Annotated in this window: 17 protein-coding genes; 13 read left to right on the top strand and 4 right to left on the bottom strand. The window is 73.4% G+C overall.

Features of this window, described 5'->3' with window-relative positions:
- The first annotated feature begins 39 nt into the window (after positions 1 to 39).
- A complete protein-coding gene (locus ACZ7G1_RS21560) occupies positions 40 to 1,251 on the top strand; it encodes a cation:proton antiporter (RefSeq protein WP_470876358.1) in 1,212 nt (403 codons plus the stop codon).
- On the opposite strand, the gene ACZ7G1_RS21555 is transcribed toward ACZ7G1_RS21560, so the two are convergent.
- Positions 1,229 to 1,882 carry a TetR/AcrR family transcriptional regulator gene (locus tag ACZ7G1_RS21555; protein ID WP_470876356.1) on the bottom strand — a complete coding sequence of 218 codons (654 nt, stop codon included), beginning with the start codon at positions 1,880 to 1,882 and terminating at the stop codon, positions 1,229 to 1,231. The genes ACZ7G1_RS21560 and ACZ7G1_RS21555 overlap by 23 nt on opposite strands.
- A gap of 164 nt (positions 1,883 to 2,046) precedes the next feature.
- Here ACZ7G1_RS21555 and ACZ7G1_RS21550 point away from each other — a divergent pair, with 164 nt between their 5' ends.
- Together ACZ7G1_RS21550 and ACZ7G1_RS21545 are read left to right on the top strand one after the other, a co-directional pair.
- Complete coding sequence (locus ACZ7G1_RS21550; RefSeq protein WP_470876354.1) at positions 2,047 to 4,335, top strand: MMPL family transporter; 2,289 nt, start codon at positions 2,047 to 2,049, stop codon at positions 4,333 to 4,335.
- 21 nt (positions 4,336 to 4,356) lie between these two features.
- Positions 4,357 to 5,649, top strand: coding sequence for a hypothetical protein (locus ACZ7G1_RS21545; RefSeq protein WP_470876352.1), 1,293 nt, complete (start codon positions 4,357 to 4,359; stop codon positions 5,647 to 5,649).
- A gap of 70 nt (positions 5,650 to 5,719) precedes the next feature.
- Here ACZ7G1_RS21545 and ACZ7G1_RS21540 read toward each other — a convergent pair whose 3' ends face one another.
- A complete protein-coding gene (locus tag ACZ7G1_RS21540; protein ID WP_470876350.1) occupies positions 5,720 to 5,917 on the bottom strand; it encodes a helix-turn-helix transcriptional regulator in 198 nt (65 codons plus the stop codon).
- Positions 5,918 to 6,212: 295 nt separating this feature from the next.
- Positions 6,213 to 7,121, bottom strand: coding sequence for a sugar phosphate isomerase/epimerase family protein (locus tag ACZ7G1_RS21535; RefSeq protein WP_470876348.1), 909 nt, complete (start codon positions 7,119 to 7,121; stop codon positions 6,213 to 6,215).
- A 156-nt stretch (positions 7,122 to 7,277) separates the two neighbouring features.
- Between ACZ7G1_RS21535 and iolC the strand changes: the two genes are divergently transcribed.
- From iolC to ACZ7G1_RS21505, 6 genes are all read left to right on the top strand, one after another.
- Positions 7,278 to 8,228: a 5-dehydro-2-deoxygluconokinase gene (gene iolC / locus ACZ7G1_RS21530; RefSeq protein ID WP_470876696.1), complete on the top strand. Its 951-nt coding sequence runs from the start codon at positions 7,278 to 7,280 to the stop codon at positions 8,226 to 8,228.
- 10 nt (positions 8,229 to 8,238) lie between these two features.
- Positions 8,239 to 9,063, top strand: coding sequence for a 5-deoxy-glucuronate isomerase (iolB, locus tag ACZ7G1_RS21525; protein WP_470876346.1), 825 nt, complete (start codon positions 8,239 to 8,241; stop codon positions 9,061 to 9,063).
- A complete protein-coding gene (iolD, locus tag ACZ7G1_RS21520) occupies positions 9,060 to 10,934 on the top strand; it encodes a 3D-(3,5/4)-trihydroxycyclohexane-1,2-dione acylhydrolase (decyclizing) (RefSeq protein ID WP_470876344.1) in 1,875 nt (624 codons plus the stop codon). Before iolB ends, iolD begins: the two co-directional genes overlap by 4 nt.
- 14 nt (positions 10,935 to 10,948) lie before the next feature.
- Positions 10,949 to 12,451, top strand: coding sequence for a CoA-acylating methylmalonate-semialdehyde dehydrogenase (locus ACZ7G1_RS21515; RefSeq protein ID WP_470876342.1), 1,503 nt, complete (start codon positions 10,949 to 10,951; stop codon positions 12,449 to 12,451).
- Positions 12,452 to 12,627: 176 nt separating this feature from the next.
- The gene (locus ACZ7G1_RS21510) at positions 12,628 to 15,267 is read left to right on the top strand and encodes an alpha/beta fold hydrolase (protein WP_470876340.1); all 2,640 of its coding nucleotides are present in this window, start codon (positions 12,628 to 12,630) and stop codon (positions 15,265 to 15,267) included.
- The gene (locus ACZ7G1_RS21505; RefSeq protein ID WP_470876338.1) at positions 15,264 to 16,139 is read left to right on the top strand and encodes an ABC transporter permease; all 876 of its coding nucleotides are present in this window, start codon (positions 15,264 to 15,266) and stop codon (positions 16,137 to 16,139) included. Before ACZ7G1_RS21510 ends, ACZ7G1_RS21505 begins: the two co-directional genes overlap by 4 nt.
- Positions 16,140 to 16,184: 45 nt before the next feature.
- Here ACZ7G1_RS21505 and ACZ7G1_RS21500 read toward each other — a convergent pair whose 3' ends face one another.
- A complete protein-coding gene (locus ACZ7G1_RS21500; RefSeq protein WP_470876336.1) occupies positions 16,185 to 16,904 on the bottom strand; it encodes a DNA-binding response regulator in 720 nt (239 codons plus the stop codon).
- A 215-nt stretch (positions 16,905 to 17,119) separates the two neighbouring features.
- Here ACZ7G1_RS21500 and ACZ7G1_RS21495 point away from each other — a divergent pair, with 215 nt between their 5' ends.
- The 4 genes from ACZ7G1_RS21495 to ACZ7G1_RS21480 all read left to right on the top strand — a co-directional run.
- Entirely contained in the window at positions 17,120 to 18,736 is a 1,617-nt protein-coding gene (locus tag ACZ7G1_RS21495) for a vWA domain-containing protein (protein ID WP_470876334.1), read from the top strand.
- A gap of 103 nt (positions 18,737 to 18,839) precedes the next feature.
- Positions 18,840 to 19,310: an anthrone oxygenase family protein gene (locus tag ACZ7G1_RS21490; protein ID WP_470876332.1), complete on the top strand. Its 471-nt coding sequence runs from the start codon at positions 18,840 to 18,842 to the stop codon at positions 19,308 to 19,310.
- 361 nt (positions 19,311 to 19,671) lie between these two features.
- Positions 19,672 to 20,520, top strand: coding sequence for an AfsR/SARP family transcriptional regulator (locus tag ACZ7G1_RS21485; protein WP_470876330.1), 849 nt, complete (start codon positions 19,672 to 19,674; stop codon positions 20,518 to 20,520).
- A gap of 180 nt (positions 20,521 to 20,700) precedes the next feature.
- A partial coding sequence (locus ACZ7G1_RS21480) for a GAF domain-containing protein (protein WP_471204221.1) occupies positions 20,701 to 21,426 on the top strand: 726 nt, incomplete at its 3' end.

The following is a 21,426-nucleotide window of genomic DNA, read 5'->3' as shown; positions in this document are numbered from 1 at the left end:
GACAGGGCATCTGACCGGAGCCTATGGTAAATACCCGATATGTCGCATTCGGGGACCACGCTCATCCTGATCATGGCGATCGCCGTCCTGGCGCCGCTGCTCGCCTATGGAGTGGGGCGCAGGCTCCCCGTACCCCTCGTCATCTTCGAGATCCTGCTCGGCATCGTCGTCGGCCCCGACGTCCTCGACTGGGCCCGCCCCGACGATCTGATCGACGGCCTCTCCCAGCTCGGCCTCACCATGCTGATCTTCCTCGCGGGGTACGAGATCGAGTTCGGCAAGGTCAGGGGCGACACCCTCAAGCGCTCCGTGTGGGCCTGGGTCATCGCCCTCGCCCTCGGGCTCGTCACCGGCGTCCTGCTCGGCGACGGCTACTCCAAGGGCGTCTTCATCGGCGTCGCCCTGACCAGCACCGCGCTCGGCACCGTACTGCCCGTGCTGCGGGACGCGGGGGACCTGCACGGGCGCTTCGGCTCGGTCGTCATGGCCTTCGGGGCCGTCGGCGAGTTCGGACCCATCATCGCGATGGCGCTGCTGCTCAGCGGGCGGGGCGCCGCCGAGTCGACCGTGCTCCTCGCCGTCTTCGCCGCGCTCACCGCCGCCGCCGTCTACTGGGCGCACCGCCCCCGCCCGCCGTGGTTCTCGCGCGTCATCGCCAAGACCCTGCACAGCAGCGGCCAGTTCGCCGTCCGGTTCGTCTTCCTGCTGCTCGCCCTGATGCTCGGCGCGTCCACCGCCCTCGGCCTCGACGTGCTCCTCGGAGCCTTCGCCGCCGGACTCATCACCCGGCTCGTGCTGACCGGGGCCGCGCCGGAGTCCGGGCCGGAGATCCTGGAGAAGATCGAGGGCGTCGGCTTCGGCTTCCTCGTCCCCGTCTTCTTCGTCGTCACCGGCATCGAGTTCGACCTCGACTCCCTGCTCGACGGAGGCAGGACGCTGCTCCTGCTGCCGCTCTTCCTGCTGCTCTTCCTCGTCGTGCGCGGCGGGCCGATCTGGTTCCTCGCCCCCCGCGACCTCGACCGCAAGGACCGGGGCGGTCTGGTGCTCTACGGCTCCACAGCGCTGCCGCTCGTCGTCGCGATCACCACCATCGGCGTGGACGACAAGGTGCTCACGGCGGGCGAGGCGGCCTCGCTCGTCGGCGCCGGCATGCTCTCCGTGCTCCTCTTCCCGCTGCTCGCGCTGAAACTGCGGGCGCGGGCGGGGGAGCCGCTGCCCGCCGAGCAGATCAGCGGCTCGGAGGCGTGGTGACGGCGGCGCCGGCCGCCCCCTCGACCAGGGGCGAGAGGTAGCGCAGCAGGACCTTCTTCAGCTCGGCGACCGTCGCCTCCCGCTCGACGCCCTCGGGGGCGGCGAGCACCAGGCCCAGGCCGCCCTTGAAGATCGCGAACGTCATGTCGGCGATGCGGGAACGGTCCTCGGCGGGCAGCGCGGGGGCGTAGTGGGCGATCACCTCCTGCACGCTGGTGAGCAGGGACGCGTGCAGCGCGTCGTGCTCCTCCGCGATCCGCCCCGGCACGTCCGAGCCGTGCATCAGGGCGAGGAAGACCGGGTTCGCGCAGTTGAACTCGATCATCGGGTCGACCACCACGTCGAGCAGCTCGGGCAGCGGCAGCGTCAGGTTCTCCTCGGTGAACGCCTGGCCGTGGGCCGCCCGCATCTCGTGCAGGAGGCGCCCGCCGAGCTCGATCGCGATGGCCTCCTTGTTCGGGAAGTACTGGTAGAGCGTGCCCGGTGAGACGTCCGCCTCGCGGGCGATCGCGTTGGTGCTGGTCGCCGTGTATCCGTTCGCGCAGAAGACGTTCGCGGCGGCCTGCAGGAGCTGCGCGATGCGGCGCTCCCCGCGCGCCTGGCGGCGGCGCGGCTTGAGTTCTTCGGACATGACTGTCCCCAGCTCTCCTCAACACGTTTGACAAACACGAGAGGTCGCTCGCATTCTATGAAAACGCGAGTGATCACTCGTGTTTGCCAGTCTATGGCAATGGGCGGCCCCCGCGACCTGCCGGGAAGCGACGGCGGGGGCCACGGTGAAGGGGACACCGCGTCATGTCCGAAGTCAAGAAATCAGCTCCTCGCGGCGGGAGTGGCGGGGGCGGCGGCGGATGGACGCGGTTCGTGACCGCCCGGCCGCGCCTCACCCTCCTCGTCGCCCTGGTGCTCACCGCCCTCGCGGTCCTCGCGGGCGGCGGCGTCGCCGACCGCATGGGCAGCGGCGGCTGGGAGGACCCGGCCGCCGAATCCACCTATGCCACCAAGGCCCTGGAGCGGCGGTTCCCCGGCTCCCAGCCCAACCTGCTGCTCCTGGTCGACGCGAGAGGGGCGGCCACCGGCGCGACGGCCACCGGCGCGACGGGCGCCGCCGTCGACGCGCCCGCCGTCGCCGCCGAGGCCCGCAGGCTCACCGAGAAGCTCGCCGCCGAACCGGGCGTCGAAGGAGTCGGCTCCTACTGGTCCACCGGCTCGCCCGCCCTCCGCTCCGAGGACGGCCGCCAGGCCGTCATCGCCGCCCGGATCACCGGCGAGGAGAAGGACGCCGCCGCGATCCTCGACCGGATCGCCCCCGCCTACCGGGGCACCCACGGCCCCGTCGAGGTCACCCTCGGCGGCGGACTCGCCGTCCGCCACGAGATGCAGACGATCATCCAGGAGGACCTGCTCAGGGCCGAGCTCATCGCCCTGCCCCTCACCCTCGTCCTGCTCGTCATGGTCTTCGGCAGCGCCGTCGCCGCCCTGCTGCCGCTCGGCATCGGCATCGTCGCCATCCTCGGCACCAACGCCGTCCTGCGCGGCATCACCGAGTTCACCGACGTCTCCGTCTTCGCGCAGAACCTGACGACCGCACTCGGCCTCGGACTCGCCATCGACTACGCGCTGTTCGTCGTCCGCCGCTACCGCGAGGAGCTCGCGGCCGGCGCCGACACCCACACCGCCGTCCGCACCACCCTGCGCACCGCGGGACGCACCGTCCTCTTCTCCGCCCTGACCGTCGCCGTCTCCCTCTCCGCGATGCTCGTCTTCCCCCAGTACTTCCTGCGCTCCTTCGCCTACGCCGGCATCGCGGTCGTCCTGCTGGCCGCCACCGCCGCCCTCACCCTGCTCCCGGCCGCCCTCGTACTGCTCGGCGACCGGGTCAACGCCCTCGACCTGCGGCGCCTGCTCCGCCGCGGCCGGCCCGAGAAGACCGGAGCGGGAGCCGGCTGGGCCCGGGCCGCCGCGCTCGTCATGCGCCGGGCGCCGGTCTTCGCCGTCCTCACCACCGCCGGGCTCGTCCTCCTCGGACTGCCCTTCCTCGGCGTGAAGTTCGGTACCGCCGACGACCGCCAGCTGCCCGTCACCGCCTCCTCCCGCGTCGTCCAGGACCAGCTGCGGGACGGCTTCCCCGGCAACCCCGGCGGCGGCATCACCGTCCTCGCCGAAGGCCCCGCCACCCCCGCGCAGTACGGCGCCTACCGCGAACGGATCGCCGCCCTCGACGGCGTCGGCCGCGCCGACGGCCCCGTCACCGCCGGCGCGGGCACCGGACACGCCTACTTCACCGTCGTCCCCGAGGGCGAGACCGTCGGCGCCGAAGCCCAGCGGGTCGTCGGCGAGATCCGCGCCGTCCCCGCCCCCTTCGACACCTCCGTCACCGGCCAGTCCGCCGTCCTCGTCGACTCCAAGGACGCCCTCGCCGAGCGGCTGCCCTGGGCGGCGGCCATCGTCGTCCTCGCCACCCTGCTCCTCGTCTTCCTGCTCACCGGCAGCGTCGTCATCCCCGTCCAGGCCGTCGTCCTCAACGCCCTCAGCCTCACCGCCATGTTCGGCGCGGTCGTCTGGGTCTTCCAGGACGGCCACCTCGCCGGCCTCCTCGGCTTCACCTCCACCGGCGACATCGAGACCACCCTGCCCGTCCTCATGTTCTGCGTGGCCTTCGGACTCTCCATGGACTACGGGGTGTTCCTGCTCTCCCGCATCAAGGAGGAGTACGACCACACCGGCGACCACGAGCACTCCGTCCGCTTCGGCCTGCGCCACACCGGCGGCCTGATCACCGCCGCCGCCGTGATCCTCGCCGTCGTCATGGTCGCCATCGGCACCTCCCGGGTCACCAACACCAAGATGCTCGGCCTCGGCGTCGCCCTCGCCGTCCTCATGGACGCGATGGTCGTCCGCAGCCTCCTCGTCCCCTCCGTGATGAAGCTGACCGGCCGCTTCACCTGGTGGGCCCCGGGGCCGCTGCGCCGCTTCCACGACCGGTTCGGCATCAGCGAGTCCGACGCGTACAACCCTTCGCCCTCCACCGGTGTCGAAGAAGTGTCCGAGAAGCGACGGGAGATGACTTCCGTCCGCCCATGACATGACGTTATGGAGGATTTCGTGGCACGAACCCCTACGTCCCTGATCGCCGCGGCCACCCTGGCCGCCGCGCTCCTCCTCCCCGCCGCCGGAGGCGCCCCGGCCTCCGCCGCCCCCCTCCCGGCCCCCGCCGCCGAACCCGCCCCGGGCACGGCCGTCCAACTCGGCGGCCCCCTGACCGTCCCCTCCGGCGAGGAGGGCCCGGTCACCACGTACGGCCGGGTCGCCCTGCCGGAGGGGGCGAGCGGCCGGGTCGCCGCGCGGGTGCTCCTGCGCAACCTCGAATGGCTGCCGGGCGGCGACCGGCCCGGCGAGCTCGGTTACGTCCGCTGGTCCTGTGCCGTGAACGGCGGCCCGTTCACGGCGTGCGGGGTGCGGGGCCCGTCCGGCCCCGACCCGGCTTCCATCGCCCTGCCCGAAGCACCCGCGTCCCCCACCCTCACCTACGCCGTCCGCGTGGACGCCGGGTGGTACGCGCAGGTCATCGGCGTCCACACGGCCCTGGGCACCCTCTCGGTCACCGGCGCCACCGGCACCGAACTCGCCAAGGGTGCCTTCGGGTTCCAGTTCGTGCCCGGCACCCCCGAGGCGGAGCACCGCACGGTCCTGCACGCCCGCGACCGCTCCGGTGTCCTCTGGCAGTACGCGGCCACCGGCAGGGCCACGGACCCGCTCGGGCCCCGCCGGCCGATCGGCGGAGGCTGGGAGGCCTACACGGCGCTCACCAAGCTCGGCCCCGCCACGGCGGACGGCCAGGGCGACCTGGTGGCCCGCGACCGCGCCGGCGTCCTCTGGTACTACGCGGGCTCCGGCGATCCCGCCGCGCCCTTCTGGCCGCGCGTCCGCGTCGGCGACGGGTGGAACGCGTACACCTCCCTCACCGGCACACCCACCGGGCTGCTCGCCCGGGACGTCGCCGGGGTCCTCTGGCACCTGCCGAGACGCGAAGGGGCGCCGCCGGCGGCCCCGTTCGGGCCGCGTGCGCGGGTCGGCGGCGGCTGGAACACGTACAGCGCGATGACGGCCGTCGGGAGCCGGCTCGTCGCCAGGGACACGACCGGTGTCCTCTGGTCCTACCCCTACGCCGGCTCTCCCTCCGCCCTCTACGGACCGCGCGTGCGGGTCGGCGGCGGCTGGAACGCCTACACCGCGCTCGCGGCCACCGGCGGCCTGGGCGACGGCATCCTCCCCGCCGGGCTGCTGGCCAGGGACGGGCGCGGCGACCTCTGGGCGCAGCCGGTCGCGGGCGAGGCGACCGGCCCGGCCCGGAAGAAGGCCGGCTGGGGCTGGAACGGCTACGACCTGCTGTTCTGAGCCGGGTGCGCGACGCGGGCCGGGCCCCGGGGTGTCCGGGGGCCGGCCCGCGTCGGGGGGCCGCGCGGGGTCAGTCGCGGCGGGTGCGGTTGCCGGGGCGGCTGGCGACCCAGGCGCGGATGGTGTCCGCGTACCAGTAGGGCTTGCCCGACTCCACCTGGTCGGGCGGCGGCAGCAGTCCGTGCTTCCGGTAGGAGCGGACCGTGTCCGGCTGCACGCGGATGTGTGCGGCGATGTCCTTGTACGACCAGAGTCTTCTGTCCGTCATGCCCGGTACCTCCCTGCGCGCCGCGCAGCGGTGGCAGGGGGTGCCGTTCGGGGGCGCTGCGGGGCGGGCGGTTGCGATCAAGCGATCAATCAGCCTGTGCCCCTTGCAACGGTCTTCCCGAACGGGAGGAGAGCGGCTGTCGAACGTCTGTGACGCAAAACCCGCGTAACGGAGACACGTGTGACGGCGAAGGGACCGGCGTGACGGAAGCGGCACACACGCCCATCGGTGTGTCCGCGTGCGTCACCCCTGGTGAGAGAGGTATGCGCCCGGCCGCGCGCCGGTCATCCGCCCTTCACACTCCGCAGGAGCGGAGGAAGCGGCGGGTGCGGAGGGCGATGGGGTAGGGGGTGTCCGGCTCGCAGGGGTACATGTCCTGCTCGACGATGGCGAAGAGGTCGACGTCCAGGGCCCGCGCGGCGGCGAGGACCGGTTCGAGGGCGGGGACGCCGGAAGGCGGCTCGCACATCACGCCGCGCGCCACCGCCGGACCGAACGGCACCTCGTCGGCGACCACTCCGGCGAGGACCTCCGGGTCGACCTGCTTGAGGTGGAGGTAGCCGATCCGCTCGCCGTAGGTCTCGATGAGCTTGACGCTGTCCCCGCCGGCGTACGCGTAGTGCCCGGTGTCCAGACAGAGCGCGACGGCCTCCGGATCGGTGGCGTCGAGGAAGCGCGTCACGCTCTCCTCGCCGTCGAGATGGGTGTCGGCGTGCGGATGGACCACGATCCGCAGCCCGTACCGCTCGCGCACCTCCCGGCCCAGCCGCTCCGTGAGCCGCGTCAGGTCCCGCCACTGCCCGGCCGTGAGCCTCGGGTCCTCCAGGACCGCGCCGGTGCGGTCGTCGCGCCAGAACGACGGGATGACGACGAGATGGCCGGCGCCCATCGCCTGGGCGAGTGCCGCGTTCTCGGCGACGTGCGCCCAGGTGCGGTCCCAGACGTCGGCGCCGTGGTGCAGCCCCGTGAAGACCGTCGCCGCCGACACCCTCAGACCGCGCCGTGAGGTCTCCTCGGCGAGCACGGCCGGATCGGTCGGCAGATAGCCGTACGGGCCGAGTTCGATCCACGTGTAGCCGGCCCCCGACACCTCGTCGAGGAACCGCTGCCACGGCACCTGCCGGGGATCGTCGGCGAACCACACCCCCCACGAGTCCGGGGCGGAGCCGACGCGGATACGGGACGGTGGCGACGGTTTCGTCATGAAAGCCACCCTGACCGGGGCCGGTGGGAGCGTCAAGACGGTCGTCCGGATGTCCGGACATATCGTTGACAGTCCTCCGCGGCGACGGCTAGACCTGGTTGCGGGGCCGGAGGCGAGAGGTGGCGCGTGGAGACGGAGCCGTACGAGCTGATCGCGATGGGGCGCCTCGGCGTCGATCTCTACCCGCTGACCAGCGGAGTCGGGCTCGACGAGGTCGACACCTTCGGCCGGTTCCTCGGCGGCTCGGCCGCGAACGTGGCCGTCGCCGCCGCACGGCTCGGCCGCCGCACCGCGCTCGTCTCGCGCACCGGGGCCGACCCCTTCGGGACCTTTCTGCGCCGGGAGCTGGGGGACTTCGGCGTCGACGCGCGGTGGGTCGCGGAAGTCGACGCGTACCCCACGCCCGTCACCTTCTGCGCGCTGTTCCCGCCCGACGACTTCCCGCTCTACTTCTACCGCCGGCCCCGGGCGCCCGACCTGCAGATCCACGCCCGCGAGCTCGACCTGGACGCGATCCGCGCCGCCCGGGTCTTCTGGGCGACCGGCACCGGCCTGTGCGCCGAGCCGAGCCGCACCGCGACCCTGGAGGCGCTGCGGGCCCGCGGCGGCGACGGGACGACCGTCCTCGACCTGGACTGGCGGCCGATGTTCTGGACCGATCCGGCGGCGGCCCGCCCGTACTACGCCGAGGCGCTGCGGCACGCGACCGTCGCCGTCGGCAACCTCGACGAGTGCGAGGTGGCGACCGGGGAACGCGAGCCGCACGCCGCCGCCCGCGCCCTCCTCGCGACCGGCGCGGTCCGGCTCGCCGTCGTCAAGCAGGGCCCCAAGGGCGTCCTCGCGCTCGCCGCCGACGGCACCACGGCCGAGGTGCCGCCGCTGCCCGTGGAGGTGGTCAACGGCCTCGGCGCGGGCGACGCGTTCGGCGGGGCGCTCGTCCACGGGCTGCTCGCCGGCTGGGACCTCGAACGGACCCTGCGCCACGCCAACGCCGCCGGCGCGATCGTCGCCGGCCGCCTCCCCTGCTCCTCCGCCATGCCGCACGCCTCCGAGATCGCCGAGGCCCTCGCGGCGGGCACCGGAACGATTCCGGCGGACGAGGGGTAGGGATCCGCACATGAACCCCGACCGAGCCGCCTCCCTCCACCTGCCCGCCGGAACCGCCGCCCACGGCCCGTACGACGTCGACATCGACCCGGGGCGGGCCGGATGGACGTACTCCGCGCTGCGGGTGCTCACCCTCGGTCCGGGGGAGACGCACGCGTTCGACAGCGGAGATGCCGAATGGGTCGTGCTTCCCCTCGCCGGTGCCTGTAGCGTGCGCGTCGACGGCGAGATCCTCGAACTCCAGGGCCGCGCGAGCGTGTTCGACGGAGTGACCGACTTCGCCTACGTACCGCGCGACGCCCATGCCCAGATCGCCTCCGGCGCGGGAGGCCGCTTCGCTTTGGCAGGAGCGAAGTGCGAGCGACGACTCCCCGCCCGCTACGGCCCCGCGCCGGAGGTTCCCGTCGAGACCCGCGGCTCGGGCGACCGGGAGCGCCGGGTGCGGAACTTCGCCTCGGCGGACGCCTTCGCCTGCGACCGGCTCATCGCCGTCGAGGTCGTCACCCCCGGCGGCAACTGGTCCTCCTACCCGCCGCACAAGCACGACGAGCACCGGCCGGGCGCCGAGTCCGTCCTGGAGGAGATCTACTACTACGAGATCGCGGGCCCGCACGGCCTCGCCTACCAGCGGATCTCCCCCTCGAAGCCCGGCGGCGCCGACCTGCTCGCCGAGGTCCGCGCCGGTGACGCCGTCCTCGTCCCCGACGGCTGGCACGGCCCCTCGATCGCCCAGCCGGGTCACGACCTCTACTACCTCAACGTCATGGCGGGCCCCGGAGCCGAAAGAGAGTGGAAGATCTGCTTCCACCCGGACCACACGGAGGGATACGCATGAGCATCCGGCTCACCGTCGCCCAGGCGCTCGTCCGCTTCCTCGCCGCCCAGCACACCGAACGGGACGGCGTCCGGCAGCGGCTCGTCACCGCCACCTGGGGCATCTTCGGACACGGCAACGTCGCCGGGATCGGCCAGGCACTCCTCGAAGAGGCCGACCGCATGCCCTTCCACCAGGGCCGCAACGAACAGGCCATGGTGCACGCCGCCGTCGGTTACGCCCGCCAGTCCGGACGCCTCTCCACCCACGCCGTCACCACCTCCATCGGCCCCGGCGCCACCAACCTCGTCACCGGCGCCGCCCTCGCCACCATCAACCACCTCCCGGTCCTCCTCCTGCCCGGCGACACCTTCGCCGCCCGCCCCGCCGACCCGGTCCTCCAGCAGCTCCAACTCCCCTACGCCGGCGACGTGTCCGTCAACGACTGCCTGCGCCCGGTCTCCCGCTACTTCGACCGGGTCACCCGGCCCGAGGCCCTGATCCCGGCCGCCCTCGCCGCCGTCCGGGTCCTCACCGACCCCGTCGACACCGGCGCCGTCACCCTCGCCCTGCCCCAGGACGTCCAGGCGGAGGCCTACGACTGGCCGGAGGAGTTCCTCGCCGAACGGACCTGGCGGATCCGCCGCCCCTCGCCGGACGAGGCCGAACTCGACGCGGCCGTCGCCGCGATCGGCAAGGCCGAGCGGCCGCTGATCGTCGCCGGCGGCGGCGTCCGGCACAGCGGAGCCGAGGACGCGCTGGCCACCCTCGCCTCGCTCACCGGCATCCCGGTCGCCGCCACCCAGGCCGGCAAGGGCGCACTGCCCCACGGCCACCCCCAGGACGTCGGGGCCGTCGGCCACACCGGGACCGCCGTCGCCGACCACCTGGCCCGCACGGCCGACGTGGTGATCGGCGTCGGCACCCGCTGGACCGACTTCACCACCGCGTCCGCGACCCTCTTCCGCCACCCCGGCGTCCGGTTCGTCAACCTGAACATCGCCGCCTTCGACGCGCACAAGCAGGCCACCGCACTGCCGCTGGTCGCCGACGCCCGGGAGGGAATCGAGCAGCTCCACGCGCTGCTCGACCCGCACCACGTCCCCGCCCACTACGTCCACGAGTACGCGGAGGAGAAGCTCCGCTGGGAGGCCCGCGTCAGCGCCGCCTACGCCGCCCCCGACGAGGACGCCCGCCCCACCCAGACCCAGGTCCTCGGCGTACTCGACACTCTGGTCGACGACAGCGACATCCTGATCAACGCCGCCGGGTCGCTCCCCGGCGACCTCCACAAGCTGTGGCGGACCCGCTCCCGGGACCAGTACCACGTCGAATACGGCTACTCCTGCATGGGCTACGAGATCCCGGCGGCGATCGGCGTCCTGCTCGCCGCACCCGAACGGCCCGTCTGGGCGCTGGTCGGCGACGGTACGTATCTGATGAACCCCACCGAAATCGTCACCGCCGTCCAGGAACGGCTCCCCCTGAGACTGGTCGTCCTGCAGAACCACGGGTACGCCTCCATCGGCGGCCTCTCGGAGGCGGTCGGCGCCGAGCGGTACGGCACCGACTACCGCCACCGGGCCGAGGACGGCACCTTCACCGGAGCACCGCTCCCCGTCGACCTCGGCGCCAACGCCGCCTCCCTCGGTATGCGAGTGCTACGCCCCCGCACCGTGCGTGACCTGCGGGAAGCCCTCGCGGACGCGCGGAGCGCAACGGTTCCCACATGTGTCTACGTCGAGACCGAAACGACAGACAGAGTGTCGGGCCCGCCCCCGGCCCAGGCGTGGTGGGATGTGCCCGTGGCCGAGACGTCGACCCGCCCGTCGGCGGTCGAGGCCCGCGAGGAGTACGACCGGCACGTCACCGCCCGACGCCGCCATCTCTGAAGGAGTAACTCGTCATGACGAAGACCGTCCACCACTGGATCGGTGGCAAGACCGTCGAGGGCACGTCGGGCAACTGGGGCCCGGTCACCGACCCGGCCACCGGCGCCGTCACCACGCAGGTCGCCCTCGCCTCCGTCGAGGAGGTCGACGCCGCCGTGCAGGCCGCGAAGGACGCCTTCGCGACCTGGGGCACCTCCTCGCTCGCCCAGCGCACCACGATCCTCTTCAAGTTCCGCGCGCTGCTCGACGCCAACCGCGACGCCATCGCCGACCTGATCGTCGCCGAGCACGGCAAGGTCCACTCCGACGCCCTCGGCGAGGTCGCCCGCGGCCTGGAGATCGTCGACCTGGCCTGCGGCATCACCGTCCAGCTCAAGGGCGAGCTCTCCACCCAGGTCTCGAACCGCGTGGACGTGGCCTCGATCCGCCAGCCCGTCGGCGTCGTCGCCGGCATCACGCCCTTCAACTTCCCGGCCATGGTGCCGATGTGGATGTTCCCGATCGCCATCGCGACCGGCAACACCTTCATCCTCAAGCCGAGCGAGAAGGACCCCTCGCCGGCCATCAAGATCGCCGAGCTGCTCGCCGAGGCCGGCCTGCCGGACGGCGTCTTCAACGTCCTCAACGGCGACAAGGTCTCCGTCGACCGCCTCCTGGAGCACCCGGACGTCTCCGCGATCTCCTTCGTCGGCTCGACCCCGATCGCCCGCCACATCCACACCACCGCCTCCGCCAACGGCAAGCGCGTCCAGGCGCTCGGCGGCGCCAAGAACCACATGCTGGTCCTCCCGGACGCCGACCTCGACGCCGCCGCCGACGCGGCCGTCTCCGCGGCCTACGGCTCCGCCGGCGAGCGCTGCATGGCGATCTCCGCGGTCGTGGCCGTCGGCGCCATCGGCGACGAACTGGTCGAGAAGATCCGCGAGCGCGCCGAGAAGATCAAGATCGGCCCCGGCAACGACCCGACCTCCGAGATGGGCCCGCTCATCACGGCCGTCCACCGCGACAAGGTCGCCTCGTACGTCACCGGCGCGGCCGCCGAGGGCTGCCAGGTCGTCCTCGACGGCACCGGCTACACGGTCGAGGGCCACGAGAACGGCCACTGGATCGGCCTGTCCCTCCTGGACCACGTGCCGACCACCGCCAAGGCCTACCAGGACGAGATCTTCGGCCCGGTCCTCTGCGTGCTGCGCGCCGACACCTACGAGGAGGGCCTCGCCCTCATCAACTCCTCGAAGTTCGGCAACGGCACCGCGATCTTCACCCGGGACGGCGGCGCCGCCCGCCGCTTCCAGATGGAGGTCCAGGCCGGCATGGTCGGCGTCAACGTGCCGATCCCGGTGCCGGTCGGCTACCACTCCTTCGGTGGCTGGAAGGACTCGCTCTTCGGCGACCACCACATCTACGGCAACGACGGCGTGCACTTCTACACCCGCGGCAAGGTCGTCACCACCCGCTGGCCGGACCCGTCCGAGGGCCCGACCGGCGTCGACCTGGGCTTCCCGCGCAACCACTGACGGGCGGTCCCGAGAACGGCCCCCGGGGTGCTGACAGCACACCCCGGGGGCCGTCCCCGTACCCGCCGCGTACCACGAGCGCGGTACGGGACCCGGCGGCGTACGACTCCAGGAGGTCCGCCGGCTCCGCCCCTGGGCCGCCGTGCCGCACAGCCCGGCCGCCTAGGCTCGTCACCATGCGACTCCGACTTCCCCGGTGGGCCGCGGTGACCGCCGCGCTCGCCGTCCTCGCGGGCGCCGGCACCTGGACCGCCGCCGCCTCGGACGATCCACCGCCCGTGCACCGCGCGGACCGGACGCTCTCCGTCGACGGGGTACGGCTCGACACCTCGTACTTCACCGGCGAAGGCACCGGCCGGCGGCCCGCCGTCCTCCTCGGGCACGGCTTCGGCGGCTCCAAGGACGACGTCCGCGCCCAGGCCGAACAGCTCGCCCGCGACGGATACGCCGTCCTCACCTGGTCGGCCCGCGGCTTCGGCGCCTCCACCGGCGAGATCGGCCTCAACGACCCGCGGGGCGAGGTCGCGGACGTCCGGAAGCTGATCGACTGGCTCGCCGCCCGCCCCGAAGTCCTCCTCGACAAACCCGGCGACCCCCGCGTCGGCGTCACCGGCGCCTCCTACGGCGGCGCGGTCTCCCTGCTCGCCGCCGGACACGACAGCCGGGTCGACGCCATCGCCCCGCAGATCACCTACTGGAACCTCGCCGACGCCCTCTTCCCCGAAGGCGTCTTCAAGAAGCTCTGGGCCGGGATCTTCTTCTCCGCCGGCGAACGCCCGGGCGCCGGGAACGCCGACGGCTGCGGCCGGTTCACCCCCGAGATCTGCGCCCTCTACCAGCGCGTCGCCATCTCCGGGAAGCCCGACGCCGCCGCCCGCGCCCTCCTCGAAGCCCGCAGCCCCTCCGCCGCCGGCGACCGGATCAAGGTGCCCGCGCTCCTCGTCCAGGGCCAGTCGGACTCCCTCTTCACCCTCGCCCAGTCCGACGCCATGGCCCGCAAGCTCACCGCCAACGGCGCGCCCGTCGCCGTCGACTGGATCGCCGGCGGCCACGACGGCGGCGACCGGGAGACCGAGCGCGTCGAACGGCGGATCGGCGACTGGTTCGACCGCTGGCTGAAGCGGGACGCCTCCGTCGACACCGGCCCCGCCTTCCGGGTCAGCCGCACCGGCGGCGTCGACTCCACCGACGGACAGGCCACCCTGCGGGCCGCGACCGCCGACCGCTACCCCGGCCTCACCGCCGGCACCACGGCCGTCCCCCTCGCGGGCCCGCCGCAGACCTTCGCCAACCCTGCGGGCGCCGCGCCGCCCAACGTCTCGGCGGTCCCCGGCCTCGGCGGCGGCCTCTCGGGCCTCTCCTCGCTCGGCGTCGGGCTCTCCCTCGACTTCCCCGGCCAGTACGCCCGCTTCGACGCCGAGCCGCAGGCCGGGGCCGTACGGATCACCGGAACGCCGACCGTGCGCGTCAAGGTCTCCTCGACCGCCGCCGACGGCTCGGCCGTCCTCTTCGCCAAGGTGTACGACGTCGGGCCCGACGGACGGCAGCAGGTGCTGCCCTCCCAGCTCGTCGCCCCCTACCGCGTCGACGACGCGCGGGCCGGACGCGAGGTCACGCTGACGCTGCCCGCGATCGACCACGAGGTGGAGGCCGGGCACCGGCTGCGGCTCGTGCTCGCCGCCACCGACCTCGGCTACGCCTCCCCGACCGTCCCGGCCGCCTACACGGTCGCCGTCCAGGGCCCGCTCACGGTCCCCACCGCGCCCGGTCTCGCCACCCAGGCCGCGGGACTGCCCTGGTGGGTGTGGGGCCTGCCGCTCCTCGGCCTCGCCGCCGCGGCCGCCCTCCTGCTCACCGCCCGCCGCAAGGCCGCCGCCCCGGCGCCCGACCCGGAACTCGCCGCCGTACCCCTGCAGATCACCGGCCTGTCCAAGAAGTACAAGGGCGGCGACCGGTACAGCGTCCGCGAGCTCTCCTTCCGCGTCGAGCAGGGCCAGGTCCTCGGGCTGCTCGGGCCGAACGGCGCGGGCAAGACGACGACCCTGCGCATGCTGATGGGCCTGATCACCCCGGACGAGGGCGAGATCAGGGTGTTCGGGCAGGCGATCAGGCCGGGCGCCCCGGTGCTCTCCCGGGTCGGCGCGTTCGTCGAGGGCGCCGGGTTCCTGCCGCACCTGTCGGGCCGGGAGAACCTGGACCTGTACTGGCGGGCCACCGGCCGCCCGGCCGAGGACGCCCACGTCGACGAGGCGCTGCGGATCGCGAACCTGGGCGGCGCGCTCGAACGGGCCGTGCGGACCTACTCGCAGGGCATGCGGCAGCGCCTCGCCCTCGCCCAGGCCATGCTCGGCCTGCCGGACCTGCTGATCCTCGACGAGCCCACCAACGGACTCGACCCGCCGCAGATCCGCGAGATGCGGGAGGTGATGATCCGGTACGCGGCCGGCGGGCGCACCGTCATCGTCTCCAGCCATCTGCTGGCCGAGGTCGAGCAGTCCTGCACCCATCTCGTCGTCATGGACCGGGGACAGCTCGTGCAGGCCGGGCCGGTCGCCGAGATCACCGGCTCCGGAGACACGCTCCTGGTGACCCTCGCCGGGGAGATCGACGACGCGCTCGTCGAGAAGACCGCCGCCCTCCCCGGCGTCGGCTCCGTCACCCGCGCCGACGGCGGACTCCTGGTCCGTCTCGACGGCGCCGACGCGACCGCCCTCATCGGCGAACTCGTCCGCCTGGACGTGCCGCTGACCGGGGTCGGCCCGCACCGGCGCCTGGAGGACGCGTTCCTGACCCTGATCGGAGGAGGACCCGCATGAGCACCACCGGCACCCTCACGGGCGCGGCGGAGTCCGCCCCCGGCTACCGGGCGGGCCGCACCCTGCCGCTGCGCGTCGAGGCGCTGCGGCAGTGGAAGCGGCGGCGCACCCTGGTGATGGGCGGCATCCTCGTCGCCCTGCCGTTCATCCTGGTCGCGGCCTTCGCGATCGGCGGCTCGGGGGACGGCGACCGCAACGGGCGCATCACCCTGATGGACACGGCGACGGCCTCGGGCGCCAACTTCGCCGCGACCTGCCTCTTCGTCTCGGCCGGTTTCCTCCTCGTCATTCCGGTGGCGCTGTTCTGCGGGGACACGGTGGCCTCCGAGGCGAGCTGGTCCTCACTGCGCTATCTGCTGGCCGCGCCCGTCCCGCGCTCCCGGCTGCTCGCCTCCAAGCTGGCGGTCGCGCTCGTGTACAGCGCGGCGGCGATGGTGCTCCTTCCGCTGGTGGCGCTGGCCGTCGGCACGGTGGCCTACGGGTGGGGGCCGCTGGCGCTGCCGACGGGCGGCTCGGTGCCGGCGGGGGAGTCGCTGGTGCGGCTCGGCATCGCCGTCGCGTTCGTCTTCGCCTCCCAACTGGTCACGGCGGGGCTGGCTTTCTGGCTCTCCACCCGCACCGACGCCCCGCTGGGCGCGGTGGGCGGCGCGGTCGGCCTGACGATCGTCGGCAATGTCCTGGACGCCGTCACGGCGCTCGGCGACTGGCGTGACTTCCTGCCCGCGCACTGGCAGTTCGCCTGGATCGACGCCCTCCAGCCCCAGCTGGAATGGGGCGGCATGGTGAAGGGCACGGCGATCTCGCTGACGTACGCCCTCGTCCTGTTCGCGCTCGCCTTCCGCGGCTTCGCCCGCAAGGACATCGTGTCGTAACAGCGGTCGTGGCGCCTCCGCGGCACCGGCCACGGCGGTATCAGTTCACACCCACCCCCTTCGAGCCGCTTCCGCGCCCGCGCGGAAGCGGCTCGTCGTGCCGAGGGCGGCCATCAGCTCGCCGACGCGGCGACTGTAGGTCCGCGCCGACATGCCGAGCCGGGCCGCGGCCGTCTCGTCGGTGAGCCCGGAGAGGAGGGCGTCGAGGACGGGGCGCAGCTGGTGCGGCAGGTCGGAGGGCGGGGGAGGGGGCGGGGGACGGTAGGTCAGCTCCTCGGCCGCGGCCCAGGAGGCGTGGTGGGCGCGGACGAGGGCCTGCACCACCACGGGGTCGCGGATCAGGAGCAGCCCGTTGTAGAGCAGCTCCAGGTCGAGCGGGACGGCGGCGACCGTGCGGTCGACGACGATCATCTTGAACGGGATCGCGTCCGCGAGGCGGGCCCGGCCGGGGACCCGGAGCCCTCCTTCGAGCCGGGGCAGGGCGTGCCGCGGGACGATCCTCCTGACTTCGCCGGCCCGTTCCGCCGCGGCCCGCATGCACGCTCCCGCCAGTTCCAGGAACGGCCCGGGGATGGCGCAGCCCGCGGAGGCGACGGGGTCGTCGAAGGTCAGCAGTTCGTACCGGGTGGAAGCGGCCAGCCCGGCGAGTGCGGCGCTGATGCTCCGCGCACCCCGGACCGGGCGCCCCGCGGGCCGCTGTCCCTCGGTCGCGGCCCGGTTCATCGCCGAACGGGCGAGCATCACGGAGCCCGCGCTCTCTGCCACCGCTGACCACCCCCGCCCGATCGATGTCCACTCCATGTACGCATGCGACTGCACACGGTGACAACCCCTGTTGAAAAGGATGGCGAATCCATGCCACCCGGATGTCCTCCCGTCGCCGTTGCCGCATCGAGATCCATCCGCAACTCCTTCGACAGCTCCATCGGGCCCTCTCGTTCGTCACATTCACAAGTGCCGTACGAAGAGGGGGAGATGTCATGGAACGACGGGAACGAGGCACCACGGGGCGGGCCCGGCGCCGCGGCGCGCGCTCCACGGCGGTGATCGCCGGGCTGCTGGTGGCCGGACTGGCCGTCACCGGCTGTGGTGCGAGCGGGGAGCGGAGCAGTGCCGACCGGGGGGTCGGGGAGGGTGGCCGGACGGCCCCGGCGGTCCCGGACGGCGGGCGCACCGGCACGGGGTCGCCGGAGGAGGGCGAGCAGCGTTCCCCGGTGCCCGCGCCGGACTACCTGTCCACCTTCGCCCTGGACGTGGACACCGCCTCGTACGGCTACGCGCGCCGCACGCTTGCCGAGGGGCGGCTGCCGGAGCCGGGGACCGTGCGCCCCGAGGAGTTCGTCAACAGCTTCCGGCCCGACTATCCGCGTCCGGCGGACGACGGCTTCAGCGTCACCGTCGACGGGGCCCGCACCGGGCGGGACGGCTGGTCGCTCGTCCGGGTCGGGCTCGCCACCCGGGGCGCGGACGGGTCCGCCGAACGGCCGCCCGCCGCCCTCACGTTCGTCGTCGACGTCTCGGGCTCGATGGACGAGCCGGGCCGGCTCGACCTGGTCAAGGAGTCCCTCGGGATGCTCACCGACCAGCTGCGCGAGGACGACTCGATCGCGCTGGTCACCTTCAGCGACGAGGCCGAGACGCGCCTCCCGATGACCCGTGTCGGGGAGGGGCGGGCCCGGATCCACCGGGCGGTGGACGCGCTGGAGACGGGCGCGTCGACCAATGTCGAGGCGGGCGTCCGCACCGGGTACGACGTGGCCGTCGAGGGGCACCGCGCGGGCGCGACCAACCGGGTCGTGCTGCTCTCCGACGCGCTCGCCAACACCGGTGCCACGGAGGCGGAGACGGTCCTGAGCCGGATCGAGAAGGAGCGCAAGGCGTACGGGATCACCCTGTTCGGCGTCGGGGTGGGCAGCGAGTACGGCGACGCGTTCATGGAGAAGCTCGCCGACAAGGGCGACGGCGAGACGACCTACGTCGCCAACTCGGCGCAGGCCCGCAAGGTCTTCGTCGACCGGCTGCCCGCCCATGTGGAGCTGCGCGCCCGTGACGCCAAGGCGCAGGTCGCCTTCGACCGGCGGACGGTCGAGAAGTTCCGTCTCGTCGGCTACGAGAACCGGGAGGTCGCCGACGAGGACTTCAGGGACGACCGGGTGGACGGCGGCGAGGTCGGTGCCGGGCACACCGTCACCGCCCTGTACGCGGTCAAGACCAGGCCCGGGGTGACCGGGAAGGTCGCCACCGCCACCGTCCGCTGGCTGGACCCGAAGACCCGGGCGCCGCACGAGCGGTCCGGCACGGTCGCCACCGGCGCGCTCACCGCCGACATCTGGGGAGCGGGTCACGACAGCCTCCAACTGACCGCGATCACCGCCTACTTCGCGGACTCGCTGCGCGGCGGCGACCTGCCGGGCGACCCGGGACTCGCGGCGCTGGCGCGGCGGGCCGGGGAGATCGCCGACCGTTCGGGTTCGGCGGTCGTCCGCGAACTGGCCGACGCCGTACGGCAGGCCCACGAGCTGCGAGGGCCGGACGAGGCTTCTATGGGAGGGCCCTCGAAGGAGGGTGAGCTGAGGTCGGGGGACCCGTACAGCTGAGGCACGACGGGCCGGTGTGACGGGCCGGTGTGACAGGTCGGTGGTACGGGCAACTGGCCCGTACCACCGGCGCGATGGGCGGGTGGCGGGTCAGAATGGCCGTATGGCCTCCCTGCTGCTCGCCCTCGCCGTCGTCTGCACCGGTCTCTACGCGGGTTTCCTGCTGATCTTCCAGACCGGGATCATGCCCGCGCTCGCCCGTCTGAGCGACGCGGAGTTCGTGCCGGCGATGCGCCGGATCAACGAGTGGGTGCCGAAGCCGGTGTTCCTGCTGGTGTTCCTCGGGGTGATCGCCTTCCCCCTCGCCGCGTTCCTGGTGCCCGTCGACGGGCGGACCGGCACGCAGAAGTGGCTGGTCCTCGCGGGTCTGGTGTGCGCGGCCCTCAACCACCTGGTCACCGTCGCGGGCAACGTCCCGCTGAACGAGGCGCTCGCCGCGTCGGAGGGGACCCCGGGTGACGATCCGTCGGCGGCCCGGGCCGCCTTCGAGAAGCGGTGGAACGGATTCCACCGGGTGCGTACGGCTCTGATCGCGGTGGCGTTCGGCCTGCTCACGGCCGCCGCGGTGCTCTAGGGGAGTCCCGGGGCCGCGAGTTCCGGACCGGAAACCGAACCCCCGTGCCGGTTTCTGGCCGGAACTCGCGGTTGGAGGCGCTACCGCCCCCGGTGAGGACCCGTGGAAAGCGTACCCCCGAGTCCGGAAACAGTCTGCCAGAGGGTGCTGGTCTGAGCCAATGACGAAAACTTGACCCTTCCAAACCGGTGTAAAAGGGGTGAATCACCCCGATATCCGAGTTCGGTATTCCGTACCAGCCGGTTTCTTATTGACATGCCTACGGGGGTCTTTTCTAATCATCGAGAGGTCATGCCGCGCGTAGACACCGCACAGACACTGAGGGGGCAAGGTGGACGTCCGGATCCTGGGGGGACTGTCGGTGCGTGAGAACGGGGTGTCCATCACCCCGACGGCGGCCGCGCCCCGGCAGCTGCTCGCCCTGCTCACGGCCAGCGCCGACCAGGTCGTGCCCGTGACGGTCCTCGCCGAAGAGCTCTGGCCGTCCGGTGCGCCGCGCGCGGCCAGAACCGAACTCCAAGGTTACATAGCGGAGTTGCGCGGCCTGATCGCGGGCGCCCTGCGCGCCGCCGAACCGGCCGAGCCGCGGCCCGGCTGGGCCGAGCGCCGCAGCGCCGACGCCATCCTCGTCACCCAGCCCGGCGGCTACCGCCTCGACACCGGCGGCGGCGCCCACGACGTCTGGCAGTTCGAGCGGGCGGCCGGCGCCGGCTACCGCGCCATGGAGGCCGGCGACCTGCAGCGCGCCGCGCTCCGCCTCGGCGAAGCCCTCGCCCTCTGGCGCGGCGACCCCTACGCGGGCGTCGCCGCGGGCCCGCGCATCCGCAGGGAGATCGAGCGCCTCGAAACCTCCCGGCTGAGCGTCCTCGACCAGTGGATCGAGGCGCAGCTCGGCCTCGGCCGGCACGCCGAGCTGCTCTCCGAGCTCTCCGGACTCGTCGCCCGCTACCGCACCAACGAACCGCTGCACGCCCACCTCATGGTCGCCCTGCTGCGCTGCGGCCACCACGAGGAGGCCCTCGCCACCTACGAACGGCTGCGCGGGGCGCTCATGGGCGAGGGCGGCATGGAACCCTCGGCGCGGCTGCGCCGCCTGCACCGCTCGGTCCTCGCCGTCCGGCACACCGGCCGGCCCCCGTACGGCGTCCGCATCCCCGCCCAGTACACCCCGCCGCGCGCCCGCCTCGTCCCGGCCGGCTCCGTCGGCTGACCGTGAGGCGGAGCCGTGCGGCGGCCCGGGGGCGTACGGCCGATCAGGGCCCGGCGACGCACCCGGGAATGAAGTGCGGCAGGTGGTCGTTGACCGACTCCCGAAGCCGAATTAGTTTTCGGCGAGCAGTACGGGTTTCCTCCGAGGTGCCCGATTTCGCTCGACTACGGGGGTAGGGGCATGACGTTGCACGGCGCGGACGGAGCCGGTGGTGCCGACGCGCTGCTCACGGTCCTCGAACTGATCGCCCGGCAGGCGCCGCCCGCCCGCTTCGAGGCCCTCCTCGACGACGCCCGTCTCTCCGGCCTCGACGGCGAAGGACTCGCCCGCCTGGAGCGGGCCGTCGAACTCGCCGGGACGATCCACGCCGGACGCGAACAGGACGCCCGCCGCGAGGCCGCCCTGGCCACCCTCACCGACACCGGACGCGACCTCACCTTCTCGTACGACCTCGACAGCCTGCTCCGCGTCATCACCCGGCGCGCCCGGCGGCTGCTCGGCCTCGACCTCGTGTACGTCACCCTCGGCGCGCCGCACGGCCCCTGGTACGTGCACACCACCGAGGGCTCCCGCACCGGCGCCGACCGCACCGGCGGACCGCGCCTCGCCCCCGGACTCAAGATCGTCGAGGGGTACGGGCTCGGCGGCGCCGTCCAGCTCCACGGCGAGCCCGTCTGGACCCCCGACTACCTCGCCGACGAACGCTTCGCCCCCTCCGGCTCCCTGGACGCCGGGGTCCACGCCCCCGCCTTCGACGAGGACGCCGAGGCCGCGCTGCGCGCCGAGGGGGTGCACGCCATGATGGCCGCGGGGGGGGGGGGGGGGGGGAGAGGGGGGGGGGGGGGGGGGGGGGGGGGAGGGGGGGGGGGGGGGGGTGGGGGGGGAGAGGGAGGCGTGGTTGCTTCG

Source organism: Streptomyces sp. NPDC037273 (assembly GCF_055603625.1).
Note: the sequence above shows the minus strand (reverse complement) of the source record. Positions and strands in the feature narration are given on the sequence as shown.